The sequence below is a fragment of the Listeria sp. SHR_NRA_18 genome, from assembly GCF_003856515.1.
GTDB lineage: Bacteria > Bacillota > Bacilli > Lactobacillales > Listeriaceae > Listeria_A > Listeria_A newyorkensis.
In genome coordinates this window covers 55,244-79,543 of sequence record NZ_QPKR01000004.1, presented here as the reverse complement: position 1 = coordinate 79,543, position 24,300 = coordinate 55,244, and the positions used below count along the sequence as shown (strand labels likewise).

The window sequence follows — 24,300 nt, the reverse complement described above, 5'->3', positions numbered from 1 at the left end:
CTATAATTAGGATTCGAGTCATTTTGTACAGCAGGGAAAGGGAGGAAAATAATAATGAAAAGGCTACCAATTTTATTTTTAGCGCTCTGTTTAGTATTTGTCGCAGGATGTTCCAGTGAGGCGACGACGGACAGCGTGACAGAGAAAAAGAAAACCGTAGAAGTAGAGAAAATGAAGGTTGTGAAGAGTACGAAAGGGACATGGTCACTTGAAATTCCTGCGAACTGGAAAGTAGATAAAGAGCTTGTCACAGAAGATGTCGAGCTTGCGGTGAGTCGGAAAGATGACGAGATTTCTTTAAATGGATTGACCGAGCTAAAAGACGATTTCAAGGATTATGAAGGTGGAGTAAGTTTGGCATCCTATCAAAAAATCGTGGAAGAAGAGTTTCCAAAAGATTATGGCGTAGAGAAATTCCCAGCATTTCAAGATGTGAAGGTAGGCGATTATCCTGCCAAGTTAAGCGTATTTGAAACGAAAGAATCCGGATTCACCTACTCAAACCGTCTCTATTTAATCGAAATGAGCGATTTTTATCTACAAGTTTTAGAATACGGACCAAAATCAAAAATGGAGAAATATCAGGAAGAAGCCGAGCAAGTTGTCCAGTCGATAAAGGAAATATCCAAAAAGGGGAAATCATGATGAAAAAATTTCTAATTATCCTAGCTGCAATTGTAATCGTACTAGGCGGCACGTTGATGTATTTGAATCACATGAATTATTGGCCGTTTCAAGATCAGAAGGAAGCCGGTATTCCAGATGGTGAGATTAAAAATTTGAACGAACCTGTCAAAGCAGACGAATTGTCGTTACTGCTGGCTGCGAGTGGTAAGGTAACATATAATGTAAAAGCTATTAACGTGGCTGTTTATTTTGATGTATATCAGCGAGATAAACGTGTGATGCACGAGCTAGTGACGGAGTCTGGAAGTGATGAAGAAATACAATTAAGTGGTAACCTTGTCTGGGGTATTCCCGGCTTTGATGTTTTTAACCCTACTGAAATCCGAGCGACGATAACAAATGGTGGAGCAATCTCACAAGATGCCTTTACGGTTCCAAAAGATGTCTTTGGAAAATTAGAGAATCAGGTAGCACAAACACAGCCGTTTGATGATGGAAAAATCAAAAAAGGGGAGCGTTATATATTACAAGCATGGGGAATGGGCAAAGGCGAGATGGGTATTAATGATAAAACTTTTGCCAAAGAAGGTCTAAAGAATAGAGAGCAAAGCGTTATCCTATATGTCGTCTTCAAATGAAAAAAGGAGCTGTGACAAACTCCAAACAAGATAAAATCGCCTTACCCGTTATTTGGGTAAGACGATAATCATGCTTTACACAAATCGAGCGAAAGCGTTTGTATTCAGGGGATTTGGTGGAATGAGGATGGCAAACTCATTCCATTTTTTTGCATATTGAGGTTCTAATTTGCTTTGCTTCAAAGAACCACAACAAAGCGGAGCATACTGGTGTATGTGAGAACCGGAAGTCCGCCAAATCTCCTGAATGCGAACGCTTGCCGCCGATTTATTTGGGTTATGTCCTAGACCTTGTTTTTCAACTCTAATCAAGACCCAGGAACTGCGAAAATTCCTAGTACATAACCTACAATACCAAGTCCAAACAACATGAAGATAATCCATAGTGCGTTGATTTTTTTCTTCAGCAACCACATACAAGCGAATGTTAAACCTAATGCAAGGATACCAGGCATCAAGCTGTCCAAAATATCTTGTACGGTAGTTGTTGTTGTTTTTCCTTCTTGGTTCGTCGTTTTAGAAACAACGAGTGGAATATCGATATTTGTCCACTTGTTAACCAGACCACCCATAACGAACAGTCCAAGAATCGAGGCGCCTTCCGTCAGTTTCTGAATAACCCCACCGGCCATATCGGAAACTACGTCGGTTCCTTTGCGATACCCGTAGAAAACACCCCAGTAACGGAATCCAAGGCGAATCGCGTTAAAGAGTACGAAGAATAGAATCGGTCCAAAGATACTACCAGTCGATGCAAAAGTGGCACCAAGCGCGGCAAGTACCGGACGAACAGTTCCCCAGAAGACAGGATCCCCAACACCGGCAAGTGGTCCCATGAGACCTACTTTAATACCATTGATAGCGGCCTGATCGATTGGTGACCCGTTAGATTTTTGTTCCTCCATCGCTGCGGTTACCCCTAAAATCGGAGCTCCCATGTATGGATGCGTATTGAAAAACTCGAGATGCCGCTTAATGGCTTCGGTACGTTCTTCGCCTTCATATAAGCGGTTAATAATCGGGACAACGGTAAAACAGAATCCCAAAGCTTGCATACGTTCAAAGTTCCATGACCCTTGGAATAGGTTGGAACGAATAAATACGGCCATTAAGTCACCTTTTGTTAGCTTTTTCTCGCCAACGGTTACTTTTGCTGTTTCGTTACTCATAATTTGGTTACCTCCCTTTTTTTAGTCGTCTAGGTCGTCATCCAGATCGTTCGCTGGTTTAGACCCACCGCCACCTGCTGCACCATATTGGGCAAGTGCTTCTTTTAGATAATATTTAGGGCTCAGTTGGATGTAGATGATAGCTGCTACAAGTCCAAGAACACCAAGTGCTACTAAGTTGAACGTGGTGAAGGCTGCGACTACGAAACCAAGGAAGAAGAACGGCATTAAGTATTTCGCTTCCATCATGTTAATAACCATCGCGTACCCGACAACAACGATAAAGCCACCGGAAACGTTTAGACCGTTAACGAGCCAATCTGGAATGGCATTCAACATGTTTGTTACGACATCTGTACCCATCGATAGGGCAACGATTAAAACTGGAATAGCAATCCGCATCGCCTGTAGGAGCAAGGCCGTGACGTGCAGCAGATCTATTCCCCTCAGATTCCCTGATTCCGCCATTTTATCCGCTGAATGTTGGAAACCGACTGTAATTGTACGAACTAGAATTGTTAAAACTTGACCAGCAGCAGCTAGTGGAATCGCAAGTGAGATACCCACGCTGATGTCTTGTCCCCCTGAAATAACTAAGATAGTAGAAATTAATGATGCCAAGGCTGTATCTGGCGCAACGGCTGCTCCAATGTTCATCCAACCTAGCGCGATCATTTCCAGTGAACCACCAATAATAATACCAGTTGTCATGTCACCAAGTACAAGACCTGTAAGCGTACAAGCGATCAACGGACGGTGAGATTGCCACTCATCCAAGATACTTCCCATACCACAGATACAAGCTACAAGGAAGACGAGAACTATTTGTATCGGATCCATATAAAATTCCCTCCCAATTTTGCTTTCCTAAAAATAAATGAATAGAGCAAAAGAAATGTGCTACTTTCATTCAAAAATCACAAAAATTACATACCTTCTTTATCCAGCAGTTGAATCATCATCACTTTGCTGTCAGCGGCAACTTTGCGAATTTCAAGCTCAATGCCTTTTTCGTTCAGTGCTCTAAAAGCAGCAACATCTTTTTCATCTACTGAAACGGCATTGGTAATTTGGGTTTTGCCTTCACGGAACGCCATGCCACCAATGTTTACCGTTGTAATTGGTACACCAGCTTCGACGAAACGCAACACATCGGTTGGGTTCGTGAAAAGTAGCATAACGGGAGTTGTTTCGTATTTTGGATTGTTATATACACGAATCCCTTTCTCCACATCTACCACACTTGATTTAACGCCAGGTGGTGCAACTTGTTTTAGCAAAGTGCTGCGAATCTCGTCTTTGGCAACTTCATCATTGCAGACAATAATACGCTCTACCTGTGTTTCTTTTGTCCAAACTGTGGCTACTTGACCGTGAATAAGGCGGTCATCAATTCTTGCTAAACGGATTTCCATTATAAATCATCCTCCTCGACATTTTTCAGTGATTGTTTTAGTGATTTTACGCCTTCACGACCAGCTGTAAGAGCTATGTTAAGTAAGTCTTCAAAACCACTGACTGTGCGCATGGATAGTGTTTCAAGCAACATCGGAATGTTGACGCCTGTCACGACATCCATTTTTTCTTTCGGTAAAGCAATCTGGCTCGCCGCATTATACGGGCTGCCGCCAAATAAATCAACCATGAAAAGTACACCTTCTGAAGCGTCAATCGCATCCAATTTGTCAGTGAACTTTTGAATTAATGTATCTGTGTTTTCCCCTGGAACGAAGGTGATGAATTCCACGTTATCTTGCTTACCGATAATCATTTCTGTCGATTTAAGCAATTCGCGGGCTGATTCACCGTGCGTCCCAATAATGATACCTACTGGCATAGTTATTCCTCCTTTTTCTCTTTGTCAGGATTCTGTCATCACCTCATGTATTTGCAAGGAGCGTGCCAATGTTTTGTATTCATTTTTATGTGGTGCTTCATTGCGCCTAAATGTGGGCTAACGTGTCCTTATCAATTATGTATGCTAGTAGATTGATACGGTAGGGATGCTGAATGATATACTATAGCGTACTAGAATATCAATCCGTACATACAGTGTTTATTACCCTAATACGATGGCTTAAAAACAAAAAACTGCGAAAAAAACTTATAAATAGGAGTTTTTTTCGCAGGAGCGGTTATTTTATTCAATTGTTTGATGTGTTTTAGTCAGGATGTCATAAATATAATATTGTTCATCGCTGGTCAGTGCTAGCTTCATCGGATGGAAACACGCGTGACTTGCTTCTTGAATTGCTTGAAAAATAGTTGTGCCGATGATGGCGTCACTCGAGTCATGATAGGTGAGGCTATCTTTTAAAACCATGCGTTCGATAGCGCAACCGACGTGGATGAGCAGGTTAATCTTGAGCGTGTTTTCCATCGTGTATTGTAACTGCGTTTCGAGGATGCTTGCGAATTTCAACAGGCTTGGCAGAATTTTTTTAGGATTGAGATACGTTAAAAATTCGCTGAGGCTGTCCTCAATGACTTCGCGGGCAATCCAGCTTGTCTCACTTTTTTTGATGAAAATATCGCGTTGTTTGACGATCTGGATGATTTGATCCTCGCCATCTTTGGCAAAAAGTCGCTCAATTGGCAGGAATGGAATTTGGACTTTCGGGTCGTGGATGCCGACAATCATCAGGATGTCATTTTCCTCTTGTAGCTGCTCGATTTTTTGATTGGCTTCATGGACGCCGATGGGAATGACTTTGATGTTGACGGTGGTGATGGTTTCTAGGATGTGCTCGATGAAGGCTTGCAGTTTCTCCGCAGTGCCTTCGCCGGTCGCGCAAATGGTGACGATCGCGTGTGGCTTATCGCTTAGTGTCGCGGTAGCCTCGGAATCGTAACCGCCGTAGCCGCGAAAATCTTTTAGCGAATCGTAAATGCTGTCTAAATCCATGTCGAGAATGTTGGATTTGCGGACGGCTTCGATGACGGTGGCGGTGGAAACCATGTCGATCGTGCGAACAGGGATGCCAGTGCGCTCAGAAATCACCGAGCCAAAACTGGTGAGCGAGCCCATGTCGACAAGCAGCAAGACGCCGCGCCCCATATCGAGTTCCCGCGCACGTTGGGTAATTTTGTCGAGAACGACTTTCGGGCTGAGATCAAGTGGCATATCGATGCTGTCCACGAGGCCTTCGCCAAGCAATTTCTTCGCCACGTTGACCATACTTGTTGCGCTACTATTTCCGTGTGTTGCAACGAGGACGGCGACGCGATTTTCCTCTTGATCTTTCAGAAGTGAACTGATTAGCAAAGTCAAATAGAGGACTTCCATATTGGGCACGCGAATCTGAAATTCGGCTTCGATTTCTTTCTTCATTTCACGCGCAATCGCATAACTCTCCGGCTTATCATTGACGACATTCTCGATATTGGTGTACTTCAACGGCTTATTACTACGCGCTCGTTTGAGAAATGATGTGAGGTGCAGACTGAACGCGAGTAGGAAACGCTCGTTTAATTTTTTCCCAAGTTGTTGCTCAATCTTGATTTGGATATCTTCCGTGAAATTAAGAATGTCCTCATTGACGATTTTCAAAATGTTTTCGCGGTCGTGTATCGTATTTTTGAATTTGTTATAGAAGCTATTGAGGTGCACGTCGATGTCCATCGTGATGAATTTCTTGATGTCCTCATCCTCCACGCCTTGATCCATCAGAATAGACGCCTTGTCTTCGATGATTTTGTACAGGTTAAAATTGGGCTCGTACTCGTCGGAATTGATGAGCTGTTTGCCGCGTTCTGGCATAATTATCGTGTATGGATCGAGATATTTCGAAATTTCCTGTAGCTCTTTTCTACGCCCACTAAAATGGAAGAAACCGTCTTTGATATTCATCGGCAGCGTTTTAAAGTTAATCAAGATTTCTTCCTCTTTATCAAAACTATTTAAAAATCCTTGCGCGCAGACGAGTTGAATATTCGATTTCAATTGCCCGATATTACCAAAAGTGGTGTTCCCGATCAAGGCTTTTGCGGCTTCGTCTTCAATGCGTAATGGCTTACTAATACGGTGTGCTTCGTTTGAAAGTAAGTTTTTCAAGAGGTCGACGCGTTCTTTGGCGGTTCGCTCTTCCAAGCTTGGTAAGGAAATCACAATCGGAATCCGCCGAACAAAAGTGCGCAGTAAAGAGGACTCAGGGTCTTCTGTCGTGGCACCAATGATCAGTACATTCGATTTGCGACGCCGATCTGTCTCGCCTAACTTATTAAATGTGCCGGTATCCATCAAGTAGAAAATCATTTCTTGGCCTTCCGGTGGGAGACGGTGAATCTCATCTAGGAACAAAATACCGCCGTCCGCTTTTTCAACGAGGCCTTCTTTTTCATTTTCCGCACCTGTAAAAGCGCCTTTCGTATGGCCAAAAATGTGAGACATCAATAGTTGCGGGTTGTTATAATAATCTGCACAGTTAAAAATGATGAACGGGGATTGGCTCGATAAGCGTTCCGCGTGCTGGGAATAGCGGTACATGAGGTTGGCGAATAATGTTTTGCCGACACCGGTTTGCCCAACGATGAGCGTGTGCAGGCCATTTGGTGGATAGAGCACAGCGGCTTTGGCTTGTTCGACTTGTGTTCGCAGGCTAGCGTCTGATCCGATTAAGTCGTCGAATGGGCTTCTTTGCACGATATTATGATGCATAATTTTTAGTAATGACTGGCAATTTTCGAATTCGAGTTCGTCATCTGGTAGTAACCGTTCGATTTTTTCCTCGATGGCTTGGCGGTCAAAATAACGAACGGGCCGACCGGCAATCTTGATGATTTTTCCTTGGCGGTGCAGTTCATTGAGCTCCATGCTGACGTTATTTCGTAAAATGTCGAGGGCATCTGATACTTCCGTTGCAGTAACGCCTTCATTTTGTTCCAATTGTTGCTTTATATTGTCATAGTCGTATTGCTTTATATACTGATAAATACGCTCGATGCGCTTCATGACGTATCCCTCCAGTTCCTTGATTGGAAAAATAGTGTATTAATAACCGTGATACACTAGTGAATTTCTGTATTTAGTTTAGCATGCTTTGCCGATTTGTCAAGCGCTTACAGGTCGGCTGATTGACGAGCCCAGATAAGTGGGCTAAAATAGGAAAGAAATTATTAAAAATTGGAGTTGAATCCCTTTGACAAAATTATTATTTATTAAAGCATCGCCGCTTCCAGACGATGTTTCACGCAGCATGGTTGTAGCAAGCGCTTTTTTGGAGAAGTATAAACAAGAAAATCCGGATGACGTGATTGAGCGTGTAGACGTGTACGAGCAAGATATTCCGATGATTGATGGGGCTTTCTTGGCAGCCGGGAATGAGTTACGCGCTGGCAAGGCTTTTACGGACCTAGATCCTGCGATGCAAGAACAGTTGACGAAGTTTGACGCGTTGACACAGCAGTTCATGGACGCGGATCGTTATGTGATTGTGTCGCCGCTTTGGAATCTTGGTATCCCGCCAATGTTGAAAGCGTATTTTGATACCGTGGTCGTTGCTGGAAAAACATTCCGTTATACAGCGAATGGTCCGGAAGCCTTGTTGAAAGATAAGAAAGCATTACAAATTCACGGAAGTGGCGGCGTTTATTCTACGGGTGAATCAGATTTGGAAACGCATGGCGAGCCTTATATCAACACGATTTTGAATTTTATTGGAGTGGAGACATTGCCGAGCGTGTTTGTAGAAGGCGTGGACTACGATCCAACGCGTAAAGATGAGATTTTGAACGCGGCGATTGAGGAAAGTGCTCGTCGGATTAGCTTGTTTTAATCGTTTTTTGCAGTCCAAGCGGTACCTCTACATTGGGGTATCGTTTTTTGTTTGATATTCATAAATATGAAATGGAAATGTTTTGCGAATAGTACTGATTTAAGTTATAGTCAAATTTGATATAAATAAAACATAAAAGAGGAGTTGGAAGGTATGAGAAAGAAAGAGTTAAAAAAATTTATAACAGCGTTTGCATTGGGGAGTGCTTTGCTCAGTATTCCACTAGTTACAGCGTACGCGTCAGTAAGTCAAAACGTAGATATTTCGATGCAACACGAGGTGACTAATGGAGCGAAGAATAATAAATACCACAAACTATCTAAAGGGTATGCTAATTTAAAGCTAAGTGTGGCAGCATCAGGTGCAGCAACACCTACTGTGACAGTTTCACTTATGAAAGAAAAGTTTGGCTTTGATACGTCATATGGTAAGCGCAACTTCATTCCCGGAAAAAAGTGGAGCTCCAAAACCACAACACACCAATATTATGTTGATGGCAATTCATCGAGTTATTATTTAGTTGCTGAGAAATCAGGTAGATATTATGAGGTTAGAGCTACAGGAACGCTTAAAAATAAATAGGTAGGTGGAATAAATTTGATAGTCATAAAAGCTGAAATATTACTTGTTATTGCACCACTTGTATATATTCCGTTTTTAATTCATTGGATGAAACAAAAAGCAGCCATTGAAAAAATAGTATTCAAAAGTTTTATGTTTGTCTATATTGTTGGTGTTATTTCATTCACGTTATTTCCTATAGATTTGGCTACTGGTGATAGAGCGGCAATGTTTTCTGATTTAAGTTGGTTTAATTTAATACCCTTTGGAACAATAAGTGAGATATACACATACAGAGAATATGACACGTACGCTTCCGTATTCCAAGTAGTAGCTAATATTATTATGTTCGTGCCATTAGGGTGTTTATATCCGCTGTGTTCTAAATATAAAGTAAGCTGGAAACGAATGCTTGTTTTGGCGTTTGTTAGTACGGTCTCTATTGAATTACTACAGCTTATGCAGAATATTTTATATCAGACTGTTCCGCATAGAATTGATATAGATGACTTAATTTTGAATACAGCAGGAGCGATGATTGGGTTTGGATTCTTTATATTGTGCCGTCCTGTATTTAAAAAATGGAATGTATATGAGTTTTAAAGAAAACGGGTTAGCCATTGATAATAGGACTTAGGAACGGAAGCATAACTGGATTAGGATGTAAATCTAATCCAGTTATGCTTATTTTTACTTTACTTTCTATTATAAAAGTGTAAAATTATCCTTGTGTATAGCGTAACAATATTTCGCGGGTTTTAAAAGTGAGTAATCACTCATTTATGCTTATTTTTGTGATTTTATGAGCAATCAAAATGATAGCTATGGGGAAGGAATGATGGGGAAATGATTCATGTAGGTTTAGATGTAGGTTCGACGACGGCAAAAGTGGTGGCCATGGATGCATCGGGCGCGATTATTTTTCAGACGTATCGGCGCCATTTCTCGGATATTAAAGCGGTGACATTGCAAATTATGCAGGATTTAGAGAAGACGTGTGGCGAAACGGAGATGACTTTTAAGATTACGGGATCTTCGGGGCTTGCGATTGCGAAGTTTTTGAAGGTGGCGTTTATTCAGGAGGTTATCGCGTGCACGGAGGCTGTGGAGCAGGTGATTCCGGAGACGGATGTCGTGATTGAGCTTGGCGGTGAGGATGCGAAGATTGTTTATTTTTCTGGCGGGATTGAGCAGCGGATGAATAATGCGTGTGCTGGCGGGACGGGGGCGTTTATTGACCAGATTGCGACGCTGCTTCAGACGGACCCGAATGGCTTAAACGCGCTGGCAAAAGGGGCGGAGACGATTTATCCGATTGCTTCGCGTTGTGGTGTTTTTGCGAAAACGGATGTGCAGCCCTTGCTCAATGAGGGCGCGCGAAAAGAGGATATTGCGGCGTCAATTTTTCAGAGTGTAGTGACGCAGACAATAAGTGGGCTGGCGTGTGGACGGCCGATTCGTGGAAAAGTTGCGTTTTTGGGCGGACCGCTGACGTTTTTGGATCAGTTGCGCTACCGGTTTACGGAGACGTTGAAAATGCGGGATGCGGACATTATTGCGCCGGCGAATGCGGAGTATTTTATTGCGCTTGGAACGGCTTACAATGGCTGGAATGATGAGGCTGTGGAGATTGCGGAGATGATTGCGCGGTTGCGTGATTTGGATTTTTCGAGTATGGCGACGGATACGACGATTTTGCCAGCTTTATTTACGCGTGCGGGGGATTTGGTTGCTTTTCGGGAGCGGCACAATCAGATGAAGGCGCCGCGCGGGGATTTAGCGAGTTACGTGGGCGATGTTTATTTGGGCATTGATGCGGGTTCCACGACGACGAAACTGGTGTTGATGGGCGCGGATCATGAGATTTTGTATTCGTTTTATGATAGTAATAAGGGAAATCCGTTGCAGTCTGTGATTGATGCGACGAGCGATTTGTATGAAATTTTGCCGGAGAAGGTGAAGATTCGGCAGTCGGGGATTACGGGTTACGGTGAGTCGCTGATTAAGGCTGCACTGAAAATTGATGTCGGGGAAATTGAGACGGTGGCGCATTATCGGGCGGCGCGCGAGTTTTTGCCGGATGTGGATTTTATTTTGGATATCGGCGGGCAAGATATGAAATGTATGAAAATCAAGAATCAGGCGCTGGATAGTTTGATGTTAAATGAGGCGTGTTCGGCAGGCTGTGGCTCGTTTTTGGAGACATTTGCGCAGACGCTTGGCGTGTCGATTCAAGATTTTGCGGATAAGGCGTTGCAGGCGCGGGAACCGGTGGATTTGGGCTCGCGTTGTACGGTATTTATGAATTCCAAAGTGAAACAGGTGCAAAAAGAGGGCGTGCAGATGGAGGATTTGTCGGCGGGATTGGCTTATTCGGTCGTCAAAAATGCTTTGCAAAAGGTGATTAAACTGCGGAGTCCAAAAGATATCGGGAACAAGGTCATCGTGCAAGGCGGAACCTTCTACAATGAGGCGGTTCTGCGGGCGTTTGAGTTGTTGACGGAGCGCGAAGTTGTGCGTCCAGACATCGCGGGCATGATGGGCGCTTACGGTGCGGCGCTAATTGCGAAGGAGAACTACGAAACCGGGGAAGTGACGCAACTCCTTGTCTTGGAAAAATTGCGCGAATTCCAGGCGGAGACGTCCCAATCGAGATGTAATTTATGCAGTAATTCCTGTCAATTAACGATTACGAGATTTGGCGATGATCGCAAGTTTGTCAGTGGGAATCGCTGTGAGCGTGGCGAACGGGTGGAGTCTACGAAGAATTTGCTGCCGAATGTGTATGCGTATAAATACAAGCGCGTGTTTGATTATAAGTCGTTGAAAAAAGACGAGGCGACGCGTGGGACGATTGGGATTCCGCGGGCATTGAACGTTTTTGAAAATTATCCGTTGTGGCACACGATATTTACGGAGCTCGGTTTTCAGGTGAAGTTATCGATGAAATCCTCGAAGAACTTATATGAAAAAGGGATTGAAACGATTGCGTCCGAAGCGGTTTGCTATCCGGCGAAATTGACGCACGGGCATGTGATGGATTTGATTAAGAAGAAAGTGGATAGGATTTTTTATCCAGCGGTCGTGTATGAAAATAAGGAATTTGGCGAAGCAACGAATAACTTTAATTGTCCTGTGGTTGCGGGATATCCAGAAGTGATTCGCGTGAATATTGATGCGCTGGAAGAAGAGAATGTACCGCTGATTGCGCCATTTTTGACGTTGGATAATGAGGCGGCTCTAGTGAAAGGGATGCATGAGGCGTTTCCTGATATACCGCTAAAAGAGATGGAGCTTGCGGTTGCGGCGGGACTTTTAGAGGCTCGGAACTTCCGGGATGATATTCGCCAAAAAGGGGAAGAGGCGCTCGAATATATCGAGAAAAACAAGATTCGCGGGATTGTGCTTTGTGGGCATCCGTATCATATTGACCCGGAGGTGAATCACGGTTTGCCGGAGTTGATTACGATGAATGGGATGGCGGTTTTGACGGAGGATTCGGTGTCGCATCTTGGCGAAATCAAGCATCCGTTACGTGTCGAGAACCAGTGGAAATATCATGCGCGGCTTTACCGGGCGGCGAGCTTTGTCGCGGAGCAGGAGAATCTGGAGGTTGTGCAGCTGACTTCTTTTGGTTGCGGCTTGGACGCGATTACGACGGATATGGTGCAGGAAATTATTGAGGGGCATAATAAAGTCTACACGTTGCTAAAAATTGATGAGATTAATAACCTGGGTGCGGCGCGGATTCGGATTCGTTCGTTAAAAGCGGCGATGGATGAGCGGGCGCGTCATAACGTGTTGCCGACGGAGATGCCAGCGCCGAAGCCACGCGTGATGTTTACGAAAGAGATGCGAAAAAACTATACGATTTTGGCGCCGCAACTGGCTCCGACGCATTTCGAGTTGGTGGAAGCTGCGGGGCGTGAGGTTGGGTATAAGCTGGAAGTATTGCCTGCTGTGACGCCGCGCGCGGTGGATGAAGGATTGCGTTATGTGAATAATGACGCGTGTTTCCCTGCGATTTTGACGATTGGGCAAATGATGGATGCGCTCAAACATGGGGACTATGATCTGGATAATTTGGCGGTTTTGATGACGCAAACGGGTGGTGGTTGCCGCGCGACGAACTATATTTCGATGCTGAAAAAGGCGCTAGGACAGGCGGATTTGGATCATATTCCGGTGATTTCGCTGAACGCTAATGGCTTGGAAAAACAGCCGGGATTCAAAATAACGCCAAAAGTCGGTGTTCGTTTCTTGGTTGGGCTTTGTGTTGGTGACGGCTTGGACCGGATGTTGTATAAGACGCGTCCCTATGAGGTGATTCCGGGTAGCGCGAATAAACTGCACCGTCATTTTATCGAAAAGGGCAAGGAGATGCTGGCGAATTATAGTCAAGCGGCGTACGCGAAATTTTGCAAGGAAATGGTGATGGCTTTTGATAGTTTGCCGTTGAAAGAGGAAGTGAAGCCGAAAGTTGGCGTTGTCGGGGAGATTTTAGTGAAATTCCATCCTGGTGCGAATAATGATATTGTTGGCGTGATTGAGGAGGAAGGCGGGGAAGCGGTCGTGCCTGATTTTGTCGATTTCTTGCTGTATTGTTGTTATGACAGTCATTTTGCAGCGAATACGTTCGGGATGTCGAAGGTGAAATCGTTCGCGAAGCATAGTTTGGCGATTCCAATGATCAATAAATATCGGAAGCCGATGTCGGATGCTTTGCGCGCGAGTAAGCGATTTGAGGCGCCTGAAAATATTGAGGTCATCGCGGAAAAAGCGAGCCGATTGTTGTCGCTTGGAAACAAGATGGGAGAAGGCTGGTTCTTGACGGGCGAAATGATTGAGTTGCTGGATAGTGATGTGCCGAATATCGCGTGCTTGCAGCCATTCGCGTGTTTGCCGAACCATATTACAGGCCGTGGCATGATCAAAGGCTTGAAAAAAATGTACCCGAGCGCAAACATCATGTCCATCGATTACGACGCGGGTTCGAGTTCAGTCAACCAGCTAAATCGGATGAAACTGATGCTTTCGATTGCGAAAAAACAGCTTGAAACAGCAGCTACATCTGAGTCGGAAGTTATCGTTAAAAAAGAAGGCTTCCATCCGAAAGAAAAAATTGTGGATACAGCAAAACGCGTGCGGGATTCCGCGCCAATTGAAAAACTCGGCAGTACGGTAAAACGGGCACGTGAAGCCGATCCTGTTGGCCACATCGCAGGGAAAGTGAAAGCTTCCACGGAATCAGAAAAAGTACAAACAGAATCATGAATATAGATGCAGGTTTCTTGATTAGCAGGAAACCTGTTTTTCATGTAACAAAATTCACAAACAGAAAAATAGCTAAAAATACTACTTCATTGCTATAATTTGATGTTAGAACGGGTAAAGAAAGCAGGAAGGGGGAATTCACGATGATTTATTTCGCGAAGCTTGCTGGAATCGCCTTTGTTGTCTTTTTAGTGATTGACGCTGTATGGCTAGGAGTCATTGCTAAAAATCTATATAAGCATTATTTAGGTGATTTGATGGCAACGAATATCCGATTTGGCGCGGCACTTTTGTTTTATCTTTTGTTTATAGTTGGGATGGTCTTTTTCGTTATTGAACCAGCGCTTGCAAAAGACAGCCTCCAATTTGCGATTTTTGCAGGAGCATTTTTAGGTTTGCTTTGTTACGCGACATACGATTTAACGAACTTGGCGACGCTAAAAGATTGGCCAGTATTTGTCACGGTGATTGATTTGGTTTGGGGCGCGTTTATTACGGCAGCAACGTCGGGCATTGTATTTTGGCTAGCAAGAGTATGGCAGATTTCATGAAAGTGAGGACGGGAACGATGACGGATTTTTTAGATAGTAAAAAGTTGTATCATGCCTTTTTGGGTGGAGCCAAGGCAGTTATTGATGCAAAGGATGGGCTGAATGCGATCAATGTTTTTCCGGTGGCGGATGGTGATACGGGGAGCAATCTCGCGTCGACGATGTTATCGATTGTGGAAGAGTCGAAAATGGCAGCATCGGCAAAAGAGACGCTGTATACGATTTCAGAAGCTGCTTTATTCGGTGCTCGTGGGAACTCGGGGATTATTTTTGCGCAATATGTGAATGGTATGCACGTTCATTTATCGGATGATAAGCGTGTTTCGTTAGGCTGTTTTGCGCGTAGTGTCGCGGGCGGTGCTGATTATGCGTATAACGCGATGGGAAATCCAGTGGAAGGCACGATGATTACGGTGATTCGGGCGTGGTCGGAGGCGATTGCGCAGGCGAAGCATCATAGCGCGACTTTTCAAGAGGTGTTAATACATGCGTTGCAACAGGCTAAAACGGCTTTGGAGGGCACGCCGAATATGTTGCGTGTCTTGCGGGATAATGGGGTCGTGGACGCTGGTGCGAAGGGCTTTTTCACGTTTGTTGAAGGGTTTACGTCTGTGATTAATGACGAGGTATATGTGGCGGAGACGGCAAGTTTGCCGCAGTTGGTGAAGGAGGAAGCGTTGGATCAGGCGCCGGTTTTTCGTTATTGCACGGAGGTTTTGTTGCAGGGCGAGGGGCTGGACGTGGACGAGATCCAATCAGGATTGGCGTCGTTTGGGGATTCGCTGATTGTTGCGGGAACGGATGTGAAAATTCGGGTACATATTCATACGGATGAGCCACGCGCGGTTTGTGCTTATTTGGCTGATTATGGCGTGATGGTGCAGCAGAAAGTGGATGATATGCAAAATCAATTTGACGTGATTCATCATCGAAAATATCGGATTGCGTTGGTGACGGATTCGGTGGCGGATTTGCCACAGAGTGTGATGGAGGACTACCAAATTCAGGTTATTCCGCTACACATCACGCTTGCTGGGAATGATTATTTGGATAAGGTCACGATGGATACGGGAACGTTGTTTGAGCGTTTGGAAGGTAGTGATGCGTATCCGACGTCTTCTCAGCCGAGTGTGAAAGCGGTCGCGAATCAGTTGTCATTTTTGGCGAATCATTATGAGCATGTGCTGGTTTTGACGGTATCGGGAAAACTTAGCGGTACGCATGAAACGGTGAAAAAAGCGGCGGAGAGTGTGTCGCGGGATATTGTGGTGCTGGATACGCGGCAGAATTCGGGTGCGCAAGGATTGCTCGTGAAGGCGGCGGCTGAACAAATTGCGCTTGGAAAAACGTTTGCGGAAGTGCAGTCGTTCGTGACGCAGAGCATTTCGCAAACGAAGATTTTTGTCAGTGTGCCGAATTTGGATGCGATGATTCGATCGGGACGCCTCGGTGAAAAAGGGGGCGCGATTGGCAATACGTTGCGCTTGAAGCCGGTCGTTTCGCTGTCTGATACTGGCGCTGGAACGGTGAGCGATATTGCTTTTAGCTTACAGAGTAGCACGAAGAAAATTGCGTCGCGCGTGAAGAAAATGGTCGCGCGGGCCGAAGTAGCAGAATACGCGATTGTCCATGCGCACACGCCAGAACGAGCGGCGGAATATGAGGCATTGTTTACGGGCATCGTTGGAAAGCCGCCAGCCTACATGATGGAGATTTCATCGATTATTGCGATGAGTGCGGGCGAGGGCTGCGTGGCGATTGCGATTCGAATGCAGTTAGATGAAGGGGAGGAAACATAAGATGGTATATTGGATAGCAGGCTTATTATTATGGATTTACTTTACAATTTTGTTCCTATGGGCGCAAAAATTAAAAAATAACTCGATTGTCGATTTAGCGTGGGGACCAGGATTTGTTATTGTCGCGCTCTATACGTATTTTTTCGGTGGCGAGATGACAACGCAAGGCTTGATGGTAACGATCTTCGTCTTTATTTGGGGCATGCGCCTTTTTCTACACTTGGCGAATCGAAATATCGGAAAACCAGAGGACTATCGCTACGTCAATATGCGCAAACGTTGGGGGACAAATTTTGCGAAACTAAAAGCGTATTTGAACGTCTTTATTTTGCAAGGCGTGCTGCTTTATATTATTAGTTTGCCGATTCTACTTGTGAATACAACACCCGCAAACGAACTGGCTTGGTGGAACTACGCAGGAATCGCGATTTGGATTATCGGTTTCTTTTTCGAAGTCGTGGGAGACGAACAATTGCGCCGTTTCAAAAAGAATCCAGCCAATAAAGGTAAACTCATCATGACGGGGCTCTGGAAATATACACGCCATCCGAATTATTTTGGCGAGGCGCTCAGTTGGTGGGGAATTTTTCTAGTGAGCATCATTGGTGCAACCAGTCTGTGGGGCATTATTGGTCCCATCATTATCACACTGCTACTTTTATTCGTATCCGGCGTGCCACTTCTTGAAAAGAAATACAAGGACCGCCCCGATTTTCAGGCTTATGCCAAGCGAACATCGAAATTCATTCCGAGCATTCCAAAGAAAGAAATCGAAAAGTAAGGGTCATGCAATTTTAGTCATTGTATGTAGACTTTGTGACGGTATTGCCCAACCTCTTGTAATCTATCTGGATTCCTTTAGAATAAAAGGAGTGTGAAAAAATGGATAACAATGAGGAGTGTACTGCATGAAGAAAAAACTTACTTTAATGTTCGTAGTCGTTTTGACAGCTGTGATTACTCTAAGTGCATGTGGGAGTAACAATGCCGTGGAACCAAAGGCAGCCGCAGACATCGCTGTGAATACGATTATCTTCAATAAAGATGTCGAGAAATACAAAGATACATTCGGTAAAAGTGCCACCGCTCTGCAAATAAACAATAAAGAAACCTTTACAAAGCGATTTGCAGCGAACTTAAAAATAACGGATGGTAGTATGAATGAGGAAATAGGCGATTTATACGATGCCTATACAAAACGTGCGAAAGAAGTAACCAAATATACATCAAAAGTAACGAACGACGACAAGAAAAAGCCAACTGTCGAAATTTCTGTCAACGGTCTGGATATGGCAAGCATGCAGGCAGAAAGATTGGCCGCTTTTAAAGCAAAAGTGAAAGCAGACCCATCCATTGAAAAAGACAAAAAAAAATCTGCAAAAGCGGTCATTGATGGCTATAAAACAACGATTCCAAAAGCAAAAGCGTCCAAAAAAGCAGTTCAAGTAAAACTGAATCTAGAAGCTAATGAAGATCAGTGGAAGATCAAGGATGACGAAGATTTTGCCAACAATTTATACCGAGCGTTCTTTACTGGAACCGCACAATAAAAGAGTTGCGTCGCAAAGAGGCTAGCTGACTTGAAACTATTATGCGAAACATTCCCGTCTAAATACTTGTAATCTGCTGGGATTCCTTTAAAATAGGAAGAGTATGAAAATAAGGTTGGGAAAAAGGAGTGTATCACATGAAGAAAAAGTTAGCTTTAATGCTTGTCGTTGTTTTAACAGCTGCGATTACCCTAGCTGCATGTGGAAGTAGTGCGGTAGAGCCGAAAGAAGCGGCAGATATCGCTGTTAACACAATCATCTTCAACAAAGACACAGATAAGTTCGAGGACGTATTTGGGGAAGATGCGAAGAATTTAGAAAAAGAAATCAAAACAGGTTTCAAAAAAGGGTTCACGAGTAGCTTAAATATTACAGATGGTAGTATCGATGATGAGGTTGATAAATTATACGATACGTTCGCCAAACGCGTAAAAGAAGTCACAAAATATACAACAAAAGTAACAAATGACGATAAAGACAAACCAACCGTTGAAATCTCTGTAAACGGCCTTGATATGACAGGCGTGCAAGCAGAAATGACAACCGCTTTACAAGCTAAAGTAAAAGCCGACCCATCGATTCAAACCGATGCGAAAAAAGCCGCTACTGCCATGCTTGACGTGTATCAAGAAACCATCGCAAAAGCAAAAGTTTCTGAGAAAGCCGTTAAAGTGAAAATGAATCTAGAATCAAACAAAGATCAGTGGAAAATTAAAGATGCAGACAAGTTTGCACAAAATCTTTATTTAGCCTTCTTCACTGGCACGGTTCAATCTTAATATTTGAGCCAATAAGGGAAGCCCGACGAACGCGTAACATGCAGCGTTCATCGGGCTTCTTTTGATATTATCGTTGTCCGACTGTGAAACGAGCGCGTACGTGTTTCGCGTTCTCGGCTTCGTCTACAAGTGCGATGGCGTAGTCTTCCATGCTGATGTAGCTGTTTCCTTTTGCATCAACAATGAGCTCGTCTGTTCCTGTTGTGTAAGTACCTGTGCGTTCGCCGGGTTCGAATAATCCTGCTGGGCTGATGAACGTCCAGTCAAACGTCGCATCTGATTTTAGGTGGTCTAATTGAATCGCTTGTGCGGCTCCTGTTGCGTAATAGGGAGCTTCTTTGAATAATGGTGTGTCTAGAACGCGCGTTCCTTTATCGTCCACTAGCGAGCTTGCTGCACCGCCAACAACGATGAGACGAGGCGTTGTTGTTCCATTTAGTTCCGTAATCAGATGGTCGATCGATTTCCAATGGTTATCTGATACCTCGATTGGTGCGCTAAAAGCATCCACTAAAACGTCAAAAGCGGCGACATCTTCTTTTGTGAGGCTGAAAATATCTTTTTCAATCGCGGGCAATGATGTGTCCTCTAGTTTACTAGCGTTGCGAACGATGGCTGTTACCTCATGCCCTCGATTTTTGGCCTCCGTCAATACGCGTGAACCTGTGCGACCTGTTGCTCCGATAATACCGATTTTCATAATAAATGACCTCCTCATGATTTTAGTTGTAACTATTATTGTTACAACGATTGATTTTAGTATACCGATAATCCTGTGAAATGTAAAGGATAAAGTTTTTCGAGCATAAAAAAAGAGGCAAGAAGTCGTTGGTAGACCTTGCCTCATTGCTGTATTAAGATAGAGTCACTTTTTTCATTTTTTGTGTGATGACGATGTTGGAGACCGTGAAAATAAGCAGTGCGGCCCAGATGAATAGGAACGCGATGAGTTGTGTGCTATCGAAGGCTTCGTGGAATACGAAGACGCCTAGGATGAGCATGAGTGTTGGCCCAACGTATTGGATGAAGCCGAGCATGACGTAGGAAATTCGTCTCGCACTTGTTGCAAAGAGCAGTAGTGGAATGGCTGTAACGACGCCAGCTCCGAAAAGAACGAGATTAGTATCCAAACCGAATTGCATGAAAGCATCCTGCGCGAAAAATAGCAAAAAGATCATCGCGAATGGTGTCATAATAAGCGTTTCAATCGTTAACCCGCCCCACGCACTGATGGGAACTAATTTCTTAATCAAGCCGTAAAGTCCGAATGTGACAGCCATCGAAATTGCCGCCCATGGGAAAACGCCTTGATGAATGGCTAAAATAAGTACGCCGATTGCAGCGGATAGCACGGCTAACATTTCGCCACGGCTGAGTTTTTCTTTTAGAAAGACTGTTGCAAGCAGGACGTTCACGAGTGGATTAATATAGTAACCAAGGCTCGCGCTGATTACATGACCGTCATTCACGGTGAAGATAAAAATGAACCAATTGGCCGTGATTAAAACGGAAGCAACGGAAATCGCTAGAATCAGTTTGGGACGTTTGAAAATCGAGATGATTTCCGTCCATACCTCTTTTGTTTTGCCAAGAATCGCTATAATCGCCACCATAAATACGAACGACCAAATAATTCGGTACGCTAGAATTTCGCTAGCCGGGACAGCCCCAGCCATTTTCCAATATAGCGGTAATACTCCCCAGATAATATAAGCCCCGATAGCAGCTAATATACCTAATGTTTTTTCTTTTTCTGCATGCATGTCCTCACCTTTTCTATTAAAAAATAATAGAACCATTGTAACACATATTTGGAGGGGACAAGGCGGAAATTTAATATAAGTTGCTGAAATATTTTTTTTCGCATATGATAAGGGGAGAACTATGGGAGTAGGTGCGTGATTTATGCTAACGAAAAAGCAAGTGATTGATGAGAAAAGAGAACAGTTGACGCCTGATAAAAAAGCGTACATGAAGACGGTGGAATGGATCATTGGCGCTGAGAAAAATGTGTCAGAGCAGGAGAAAGATGCATTTGTGTTGCAGGCGATGGATCAACTCGTAGCATCAGAAAAAGCAAATCCCGCTCAGGTTCTAGGGATGGATGCAACAGCTTACGGTAGGCAATTGACGAAGCAAAAGGCGGAGCAATCACCAAATACAAAGACGGATTATACGAGTCAGATTCCGTTGTTTGTTTTGATAGGAATTTTGGGCATAAGTCTCTTTTTAGTCGCTATGGGGATTATCGGCCTGGTCACTAAAGATAGTGTTATTTATGCAGGGACATTTGTGTTGACCGTTTTGATGGTTTTTATTTGTATCGTGTGTATTTTAATAGGCGGGTACATATTGTGGAAGCATTATTCGGTCACAGAATCGAAATCAATGGCTGCCTACTTTTTAATAGGCAGTGGTATTGTCGTTATGTATGTTTTTGTACTTGTATTCTTGTTGATGATTTTGCCAGACCTAGGCCCCGTAATGAGCGGCGGAGCTTTGTTTGAATTGATACTAGGCGTTGGAGGATTTATGACAGCGGCACTCGTATGGAAAAAAATCCAGAAAAATAAAAGGTGAAGTTATGATACTCATAATCAAAAAGGAGATAAATCATATGCGTCTTTCATTAATTGTACATATATTCGGAAGCATAATATTTTTTCTATTCTTAAGCTATATGACAATCACAAAAGCAGATAAAAGCCTTATACTCTTATCATTAGGAGCCATGATATATTTCATATTGATGACACTAATTACCTACCGAAATTACAAAAAAAATAAAAAAAGCAAGTAACACTAACAAACAAAAAGCGCCCTTTTACCCCCTAAATAAAGTGGTACCCATGTCACGGACGCTTGTAAAAAAAGAATTAAGCACTTGCTAGAAGATGGTTTCTGTATTGTACAGGAGCCATTTTTTGTTTGCCCATGCTGGGCAAACTCTAACGGATGAAAGTCCCGAGTGCGATCTGGTAGTGGTAAGCACCTAGCCAACAGCAAGGGTGTCCATGGCGACGTGGAATCTGAAGGAAGCTCAAGGCAAATCTCTGATCCGACAAACAGAAATCACATAGAAGGCGACATGCAAGGATAAGGTTGCAAAAGAAGCCGAAGTCCAATAACTACTAGAAACTTGTATGGTGTAGATGTGGCGATAGATGGAGAAAATGATGCCAAATTCATTCTCTAGTATCATTTTGATACTTCTAGCGCCCTTTTTAAAACCGTGACGATGGAAAGCTTTTAGTATAATATCGCGCGAGGCCTCGTCTTGATTTTCTAGCTGTGTTCGTTGCGATTGACACTGTACATACCGATAATAGCCTGATCTAGATACCTCTAATAAGCTACAGAAATAGCTAACGCAACGAGAAAAGTTGTTATTTGAGACCAGTGTTTGAATCTATTGAAATTTCATATCCGTTGTTAATCTGTTTTTTCTTGTGAAGCACCTTCCTTCTATCTTCTCAAGCTTTTTTTAAAACCTCTACTTGTTCTTCTAATACAGCTGTTCTTGCTTGTTGTCGTTGGATTGATTCTTCAAGTGTCAGTACTCGTTTGAGATTTTTTGAGCCTTTTGCGATTGTCCATCAAACCAATGACACTGTCTTTTTCATAGGCTTTTTCCAGTGGCTGGCACATTGCTCGAAACGTTTCTTCCATTTGGATTTTGTTTTATTTTTTGGATTTCGGCGTTCGAGAATAGTTTTTTGCTCATGATTGCTTCCTTTCTAGCGGAGTTATTGCTTTATTTGAGTATAAAAAAAACCTATAGAATGCACTTCTTTTTTGAAGTGTCCATTCTATAGGTACCATTGTAGATTGAGCGTCTTAACTTCACCTTTTGCATTATTTGGAAACTTCGATTTGGATGTTAAGTTTTACTTCGTCGCCAATCAGTACGCCGCCAGTTTCAAGTACTGCGTTGTAATTTAGGCCAAAGTCTTTACGATTGAATTTTCCAGTTCCTTCAAAGCCAGCAACCATATTGCCTGACATTGGGTCTTTGCTTGTTCCTTCGTACTCCACATTTAGCGTGATTGGTTTTGTAACGGAACGAACCGTCAAATCACCAGTCACTTTGTACTCGTTACCGCCATCTGCAACGATATTAGTAGATTTAAAAGTAATCGATGGGTAGTTCTCAACATCGAAGAAATCCGGGCTCTTCAAGTGACCATCGCGCGCTTCTTGACGCGTATCGATAGACGCCGCATCAACGGTGAACGTTAGGCTAGCCGTTGTTAAGTCTTCTGGATCAAGCGTTAAATCAGCGCTGAAATCTTTGAAAACGCCTTTCACTTTAGATACCATCATGTGTTTTACTTGAAACTCGATTGAACTGTGTGCTGGGTCTACATTCCATTTTTCTACTGTCATTTTAAAATTCCTCCAATTAATATAATTTTTTGTTGGCGCCATCTTCATTTTGCTCGCCAGTGGGATTCGGCGTTTAGACCGATTGTTTTTAGTCCCATTATTAAGGTTTCCTTCTCTTCCTCGTCTAACACATCGAGTTGTGCTTTTATCAATGCTTCGAACTGCGGAAATAAGTTGCTGATGAAAGCTGTGCCTTGTTCTGTTAGCTCTGCATAAATGATACGGCGATCATTCGGGTCTGCTGTGCGAACTAAGTATTGTTTCTTTTCAAGTTTGGTGACCATGTACGTCGTGTTGCCGTTTGAAATCAGATTTTTCTGACCGATAGCTTGCAGTTGTTGTGGTCCAAGATGATAAATCTGCTCTAAAACACCGAATTCACTTGGCGTAATACCATGTTCCTCGACCAATCTGGCCGTGAGTTTTTGAATCCAGCCTGCTGATCTTAACAAAACGGTAAACAATTTCAGATCAACATTGTCCAAGGAAACCACCTCGTTTCAACAAAATGTTTTAATATCGAAATATCTTACAAACAAATAATAACATACTTATAAAAAGTAAGTCAAGAGATTTAGAAAAAAATTTTAAAAAAAGTGGATTTCGTTAAGTTTATGTAAAGATGATTGTGTATAATAGAAAGTAGCGTAAAATAGAAGAGGAAGAGGTGATGATAGATGGAATTGAGTGAAGATAGAGTAAATCGGGTACGGGACGTGTTGGGCTCGTATTGGGCAATCAACCGGATTACCGCGAAACATGCGGAACAGAACGCATTGAGTTTAGGCCTGTCATTGCAACAAATGGCGATACTTAATATTTTGTATGGACGTCCAGAATCGACGGTAGATGATTTAAAGAAGAAACTATTCACATCGACAGAAGTCATTTCGGCAAATGTTGATGGCTTAGTTCACGCCAGACTAGTCGAAAAAATGAATACGGAATTCGTGGAAAACGCAGATGCTTGGCGCTTGCAATTGACGGAAAAGGGCAAAGAGATGTCAGAGCGCTCGACGCAAAACGCTTTTGCTTATAAAGCCATGATGAAAGCGTTGGATGAAATCGATGATGCGGATATAGATAAGTTGATTGAGATTAACCGGAGAATTGAAAGTTTGTTAAAAACAGACTAGGAAAAACTGCGAAACGTCTCTATCGAAGACGGCAAATGTCAGCGCATTGAGAGATT

22 protein-coding genes are annotated in these 24,300 nt (G+C 43.4%); 13 read left to right on the top strand and 9 right to left on the bottom strand.

The annotated features are described in order from the left end of the window. Window positions 1-54 precede the first annotated feature (54 nt). Window positions 55-645, top strand: coding sequence for a hypothetical protein (locus DUK53_RS07410; protein WP_036132816.1), 591 nt, complete (start codon window positions 55-57; stop codon window positions 643-645). Then, window positions 642-1,265 (top strand): hypothetical protein, encoded by a 624-nt coding sequence (locus DUK53_RS07405; protein ID WP_124892668.1) that lies wholly within the window; start codon window positions 642-644, stop codon window positions 1,263-1,265. Before DUK53_RS07410 ends, DUK53_RS07405 begins: the two co-directional genes overlap by 4 nt. A 308-nt stretch (window positions 1,266-1,573) precedes the next feature. Here DUK53_RS07405 and DUK53_RS07400 read toward each other — a convergent pair whose 3' ends face one another. The 5 genes from DUK53_RS07400 to DUK53_RS07380 form a co-directional block, all read right to left on the bottom strand. Beyond that, window positions 1,574-2,434 carry a PTS mannose transporter subunit IID gene (locus DUK53_RS07400; protein WP_036091581.1) on the bottom strand — a complete coding sequence of 287 codons (861 nt, stop codon included), beginning with the start codon at window positions 2,432-2,434 and terminating at the stop codon, window positions 1,574-1,576. Window positions 2,435-2,455: 21 nt separating this feature from the next. Further along, entirely contained in the window at window positions 2,456-3,274 is an 819-nt protein-coding gene (locus DUK53_RS07395) for a PTS mannose/fructose/sorbose transporter subunit IIC (protein ID WP_036132812.1), read from the bottom strand. Between the two features lie 86 nt (window positions 3,275-3,360). After that, window positions 3,361-3,849, bottom strand: coding sequence for a mannose/fructose/sorbose PTS transporter subunit IIB (locus DUK53_RS07390; RefSeq protein WP_036091584.1), 489 nt, complete (start codon window positions 3,847-3,849; stop codon window positions 3,361-3,363). Beyond that, window positions 3,849-4,271, bottom strand: a complete 423-nt coding sequence (locus DUK53_RS07385; RefSeq protein WP_036091586.1) for a mannose/fructose/sorbose PTS transporter subunit IIA — start codon at window positions 4,269-4,271, stop codon at window positions 3,849-3,851. The genes DUK53_RS07390 and DUK53_RS07385 overlap by 1 nt, the downstream gene beginning before the upstream one ends. 303 nt (window positions 4,272-4,574) lie before the next feature. Then, entirely contained in the window at window positions 4,575-7,385 is a 2,811-nt protein-coding gene (locus DUK53_RS07380) for a sigma-54-dependent transcriptional regulator (protein ID WP_036132810.1), read from the bottom strand. A 187-nt stretch (window positions 7,386-7,572) separates the two neighbouring features. Between DUK53_RS07380 and DUK53_RS07375 the strand changes: the two genes are divergently transcribed. The 9 genes from DUK53_RS07375 (at window position 7,573) to DUK53_RS07335 (ending at window position 18,722) form a co-directional block, all read left to right on the top strand. Then, the gene (locus DUK53_RS07375; RefSeq protein WP_036091589.1) at window positions 7,573-8,208 is read left to right on the top strand and encodes an FMN-dependent NADH-azoreductase; all 636 of its coding nucleotides are present in this window, start codon (window positions 7,573-7,575) and stop codon (window positions 8,206-8,208) included. A 153-nt stretch (window positions 8,209-8,361) separates the two neighbouring features. Continuing rightward, window positions 8,362-8,790 carry a hypothetical protein gene (locus DUK53_RS07370; protein WP_036132809.1) on the top strand — a complete coding sequence of 143 codons (429 nt, stop codon included), beginning with the start codon at window positions 8,362-8,364 and terminating at the stop codon, window positions 8,788-8,790. Between the two features lie 15 nt (window positions 8,791-8,805). After that, window positions 8,806-9,372 (top strand): VanZ family protein, encoded by a 567-nt coding sequence (locus DUK53_RS07365; RefSeq protein ID WP_052165001.1) that lies wholly within the window; start codon window positions 8,806-8,808, stop codon window positions 9,370-9,372. Window positions 9,373-9,615: 243 nt separating this feature from the next. Next, window positions 9,616-14,043, top strand: coding sequence for a 2-hydroxyacyl-CoA dehydratase (locus DUK53_RS07360; RefSeq protein ID WP_036132807.1), 4,428 nt, complete (start codon window positions 9,616-9,618; stop codon window positions 14,041-14,043). Window positions 14,044-14,186: 143 nt separating this feature from the next. After that, window positions 14,187-14,594, top strand: a complete 408-nt coding sequence (locus DUK53_RS07355; protein WP_036091591.1) for a DUF2177 family protein — start codon at window positions 14,187-14,189, stop codon at window positions 14,592-14,594. Further along, window positions 14,579-16,393, top strand: coding sequence for a DAK2 domain-containing protein (locus DUK53_RS07350; protein WP_081964455.1), 1,815 nt, complete (start codon window positions 14,579-14,581; stop codon window positions 16,391-16,393). The genes DUK53_RS07355 and DUK53_RS07350 overlap by 16 nt, the downstream gene beginning before the upstream one ends. A gap of 1 nt (window position 16,394) precedes the next feature. After that, window positions 16,395-17,174, top strand: a complete 780-nt coding sequence (locus DUK53_RS07345; protein ID WP_036091593.1) for a DUF1295 domain-containing protein — start codon at window positions 16,395-16,397, stop codon at window positions 17,172-17,174. A gap of 127 nt (window positions 17,175-17,301) precedes the next feature. Beyond that, window positions 17,302-17,943: a DUF5105 domain-containing protein gene (locus DUK53_RS07340; RefSeq protein WP_052164999.1), complete on the top strand. Its 642-nt coding sequence runs from the start codon at window positions 17,302-17,304 to the stop codon at window positions 17,941-17,943. Window positions 17,944-18,080: 137 nt separating this feature from the next. Beyond that, the gene (locus DUK53_RS07335; RefSeq protein ID WP_036089222.1) at window positions 18,081-18,722 is read left to right on the top strand and encodes a DUF5105 domain-containing protein; all 642 of its coding nucleotides are present in this window, start codon (window positions 18,081-18,083) and stop codon (window positions 18,720-18,722) included. A gap of 67 nt (window positions 18,723-18,789) precedes the next feature. Here the strand turns inward: DUK53_RS07335 and DUK53_RS07330 are convergent, their stop codons facing one another. Continuing rightward, window positions 18,790-19,422, bottom strand: a complete 633-nt coding sequence (locus DUK53_RS07330; protein WP_036132805.1) for an NAD(P)-dependent oxidoreductase — start codon at window positions 19,420-19,422, stop codon at window positions 18,790-18,792. Window positions 19,423-19,576: 154 nt separating this feature from the next. Beyond that, window positions 19,577-20,485, bottom strand: a complete 909-nt coding sequence (rarD, locus tag DUK53_RS07325) for an EamA family transporter RarD (RefSeq protein ID WP_036089218.1) — start codon at window positions 20,483-20,485, stop codon at window positions 19,577-19,579. Window positions 20,486-20,627: 142 nt separating this feature from the next. On the opposite strand from rarD, the gene DUK53_RS07320 reads away from it, so the two are divergent. Further along, complete coding sequence (locus DUK53_RS07320) at window positions 20,628-21,302, top strand: DUF1129 family protein (protein WP_036089217.1); 675 nt, start codon at window positions 20,628-20,630, stop codon at window positions 21,300-21,302. A 1,275-nt stretch (window positions 21,303-22,577) separates the two neighbouring features. Here DUK53_RS07320 and DUK53_RS07315 read toward each other — a convergent pair. Next, window positions 22,578-23,108, bottom strand: a complete 531-nt coding sequence (locus DUK53_RS07315) for a YceI family protein (protein ID WP_036089214.1) — start codon at window positions 23,106-23,108, stop codon at window positions 22,578-22,580. Window positions 23,109-23,152: 44 nt separating this feature from the next. Next, window positions 23,153-23,593, bottom strand: coding sequence for a MarR family winged helix-turn-helix transcriptional regulator (locus DUK53_RS07310; RefSeq protein WP_052164998.1), 441 nt, complete (start codon window positions 23,591-23,593; stop codon window positions 23,153-23,155). Window positions 23,594-23,785: 192 nt separating this feature from the next. On the opposite strand from DUK53_RS07310, the gene DUK53_RS07305 reads away from it, so the two are divergent. Then, complete coding sequence (locus DUK53_RS07305; protein ID WP_036089211.1) at window positions 23,786-24,244, top strand: MarR family winged helix-turn-helix transcriptional regulator; 459 nt, start codon at window positions 23,786-23,788, stop codon at window positions 24,242-24,244. The last annotated feature ends 56 nt before the right edge of the window (window positions 24,245-24,300 follow it).

Bases quoted from the DNA above. Each gene is read 5' to 3' on its own strand.
- DUK53_RS07345 (WP_036091593.1), top strand. From the start codon at position 16,395: ATGGTATATTGGATAGCAGGCTTATTATTATGGATTTACTTTACAATT.
- DUK53_RS07405 (WP_124892668.1), top strand. From the start codon at position 642: ATGATGAAAAAATTTCTAATTATCCTAGCTGCAATTGTAATCGTACTA.
- DUK53_RS07360 (WP_036132807.1), top strand. From the start codon at position 9,616: ATGATTCATGTAGGTTTAGATGTAGGTTCGACGACGGCAAAAGTGGTG.
- DUK53_RS07390 (WP_036091584.1), bottom strand. From the start codon at position 3,849: ATGGAAATCCGTTTAGCAAGAATTGATGACCGCCTTATTCACGGTCAA.
- DUK53_RS07320 (WP_036089217.1), top strand. From the start codon at position 20,628: ATGCTAACGAAAAAGCAAGTGATTGATGAGAAAAGAGAACAGTTGACG.
- DUK53_RS07400 (WP_036091581.1), bottom strand. From the start codon at position 2,434: ATGAGTAACGAAACAGCAAAAGTAACCGTTGGCGAGAAAAAGCTAACA.
- rarD (WP_036089218.1), bottom strand. From the start codon at position 20,485: ATGCATGCAGAAAAAGAAAAAACATTAGGTATATTAGCTGCTATCGGG.
- DUK53_RS07355 (WP_036091591.1), top strand. From the start codon at position 14,187: ATGATTTATTTCGCGAAGCTTGCTGGAATCGCCTTTGTTGTCTTTTTA.
- DUK53_RS07410 (WP_036132816.1), top strand. From the start codon at position 55: ATGAAAAGGCTACCAATTTTATTTTTAGCGCTCTGTTTAGTATTTGTC.
- DUK53_RS07370 (WP_036132809.1), top strand. From the start codon at position 8,362: ATGAGAAAGAAAGAGTTAAAAAAATTTATAACAGCGTTTGCATTGGGG.
- DUK53_RS07385 (WP_036091586.1), bottom strand. From the start codon at position 4,271: ATGCCAGTAGGTATCATTATTGGGACGCACGGTGAATCAGCCCGCGAA.
- DUK53_RS07350 (WP_081964455.1), top strand. From the start codon at position 14,579: ATGGCAGATTTCATGAAAGTGAGGACGGGAACGATGACGGATTTTTTA.
- DUK53_RS07395 (WP_036132812.1), bottom strand. From the start codon at position 3,274: ATGGATCCGATACAAATAGTTCTCGTCTTCCTTGTAGCTTGTATCTGT.
- DUK53_RS07330 (WP_036132805.1), bottom strand. From the start codon at position 19,422: ATGAAAATCGGTATTATCGGAGCAACAGGTCGCACAGGTTCACGCGTA.
- DUK53_RS07305 (WP_036089211.1), top strand. From the start codon at position 23,786: ATGGAATTGAGTGAAGATAGAGTAAATCGGGTACGGGACGTGTTGGGC.
- DUK53_RS07315 (WP_036089214.1), bottom strand. From the start codon at position 23,108: ATGACAGTAGAAAAATGGAATGTAGACCCAGCACACAGTTCAATCGAG.
- DUK53_RS07380 (WP_036132810.1), bottom strand. From the start codon at position 7,385: ATGAAGCGCATCGAGCGTATTTATCAGTATATAAAGCAATACGACTAT.
- DUK53_RS07340 (WP_052164999.1), top strand. From the start codon at position 17,302: ATGAAGAAAAAACTTACTTTAATGTTCGTAGTCGTTTTGACAGCTGTG.
- DUK53_RS07335 (WP_036089222.1), top strand. From the start codon at position 18,081: ATGAAGAAAAAGTTAGCTTTAATGCTTGTCGTTGTTTTAACAGCTGCG.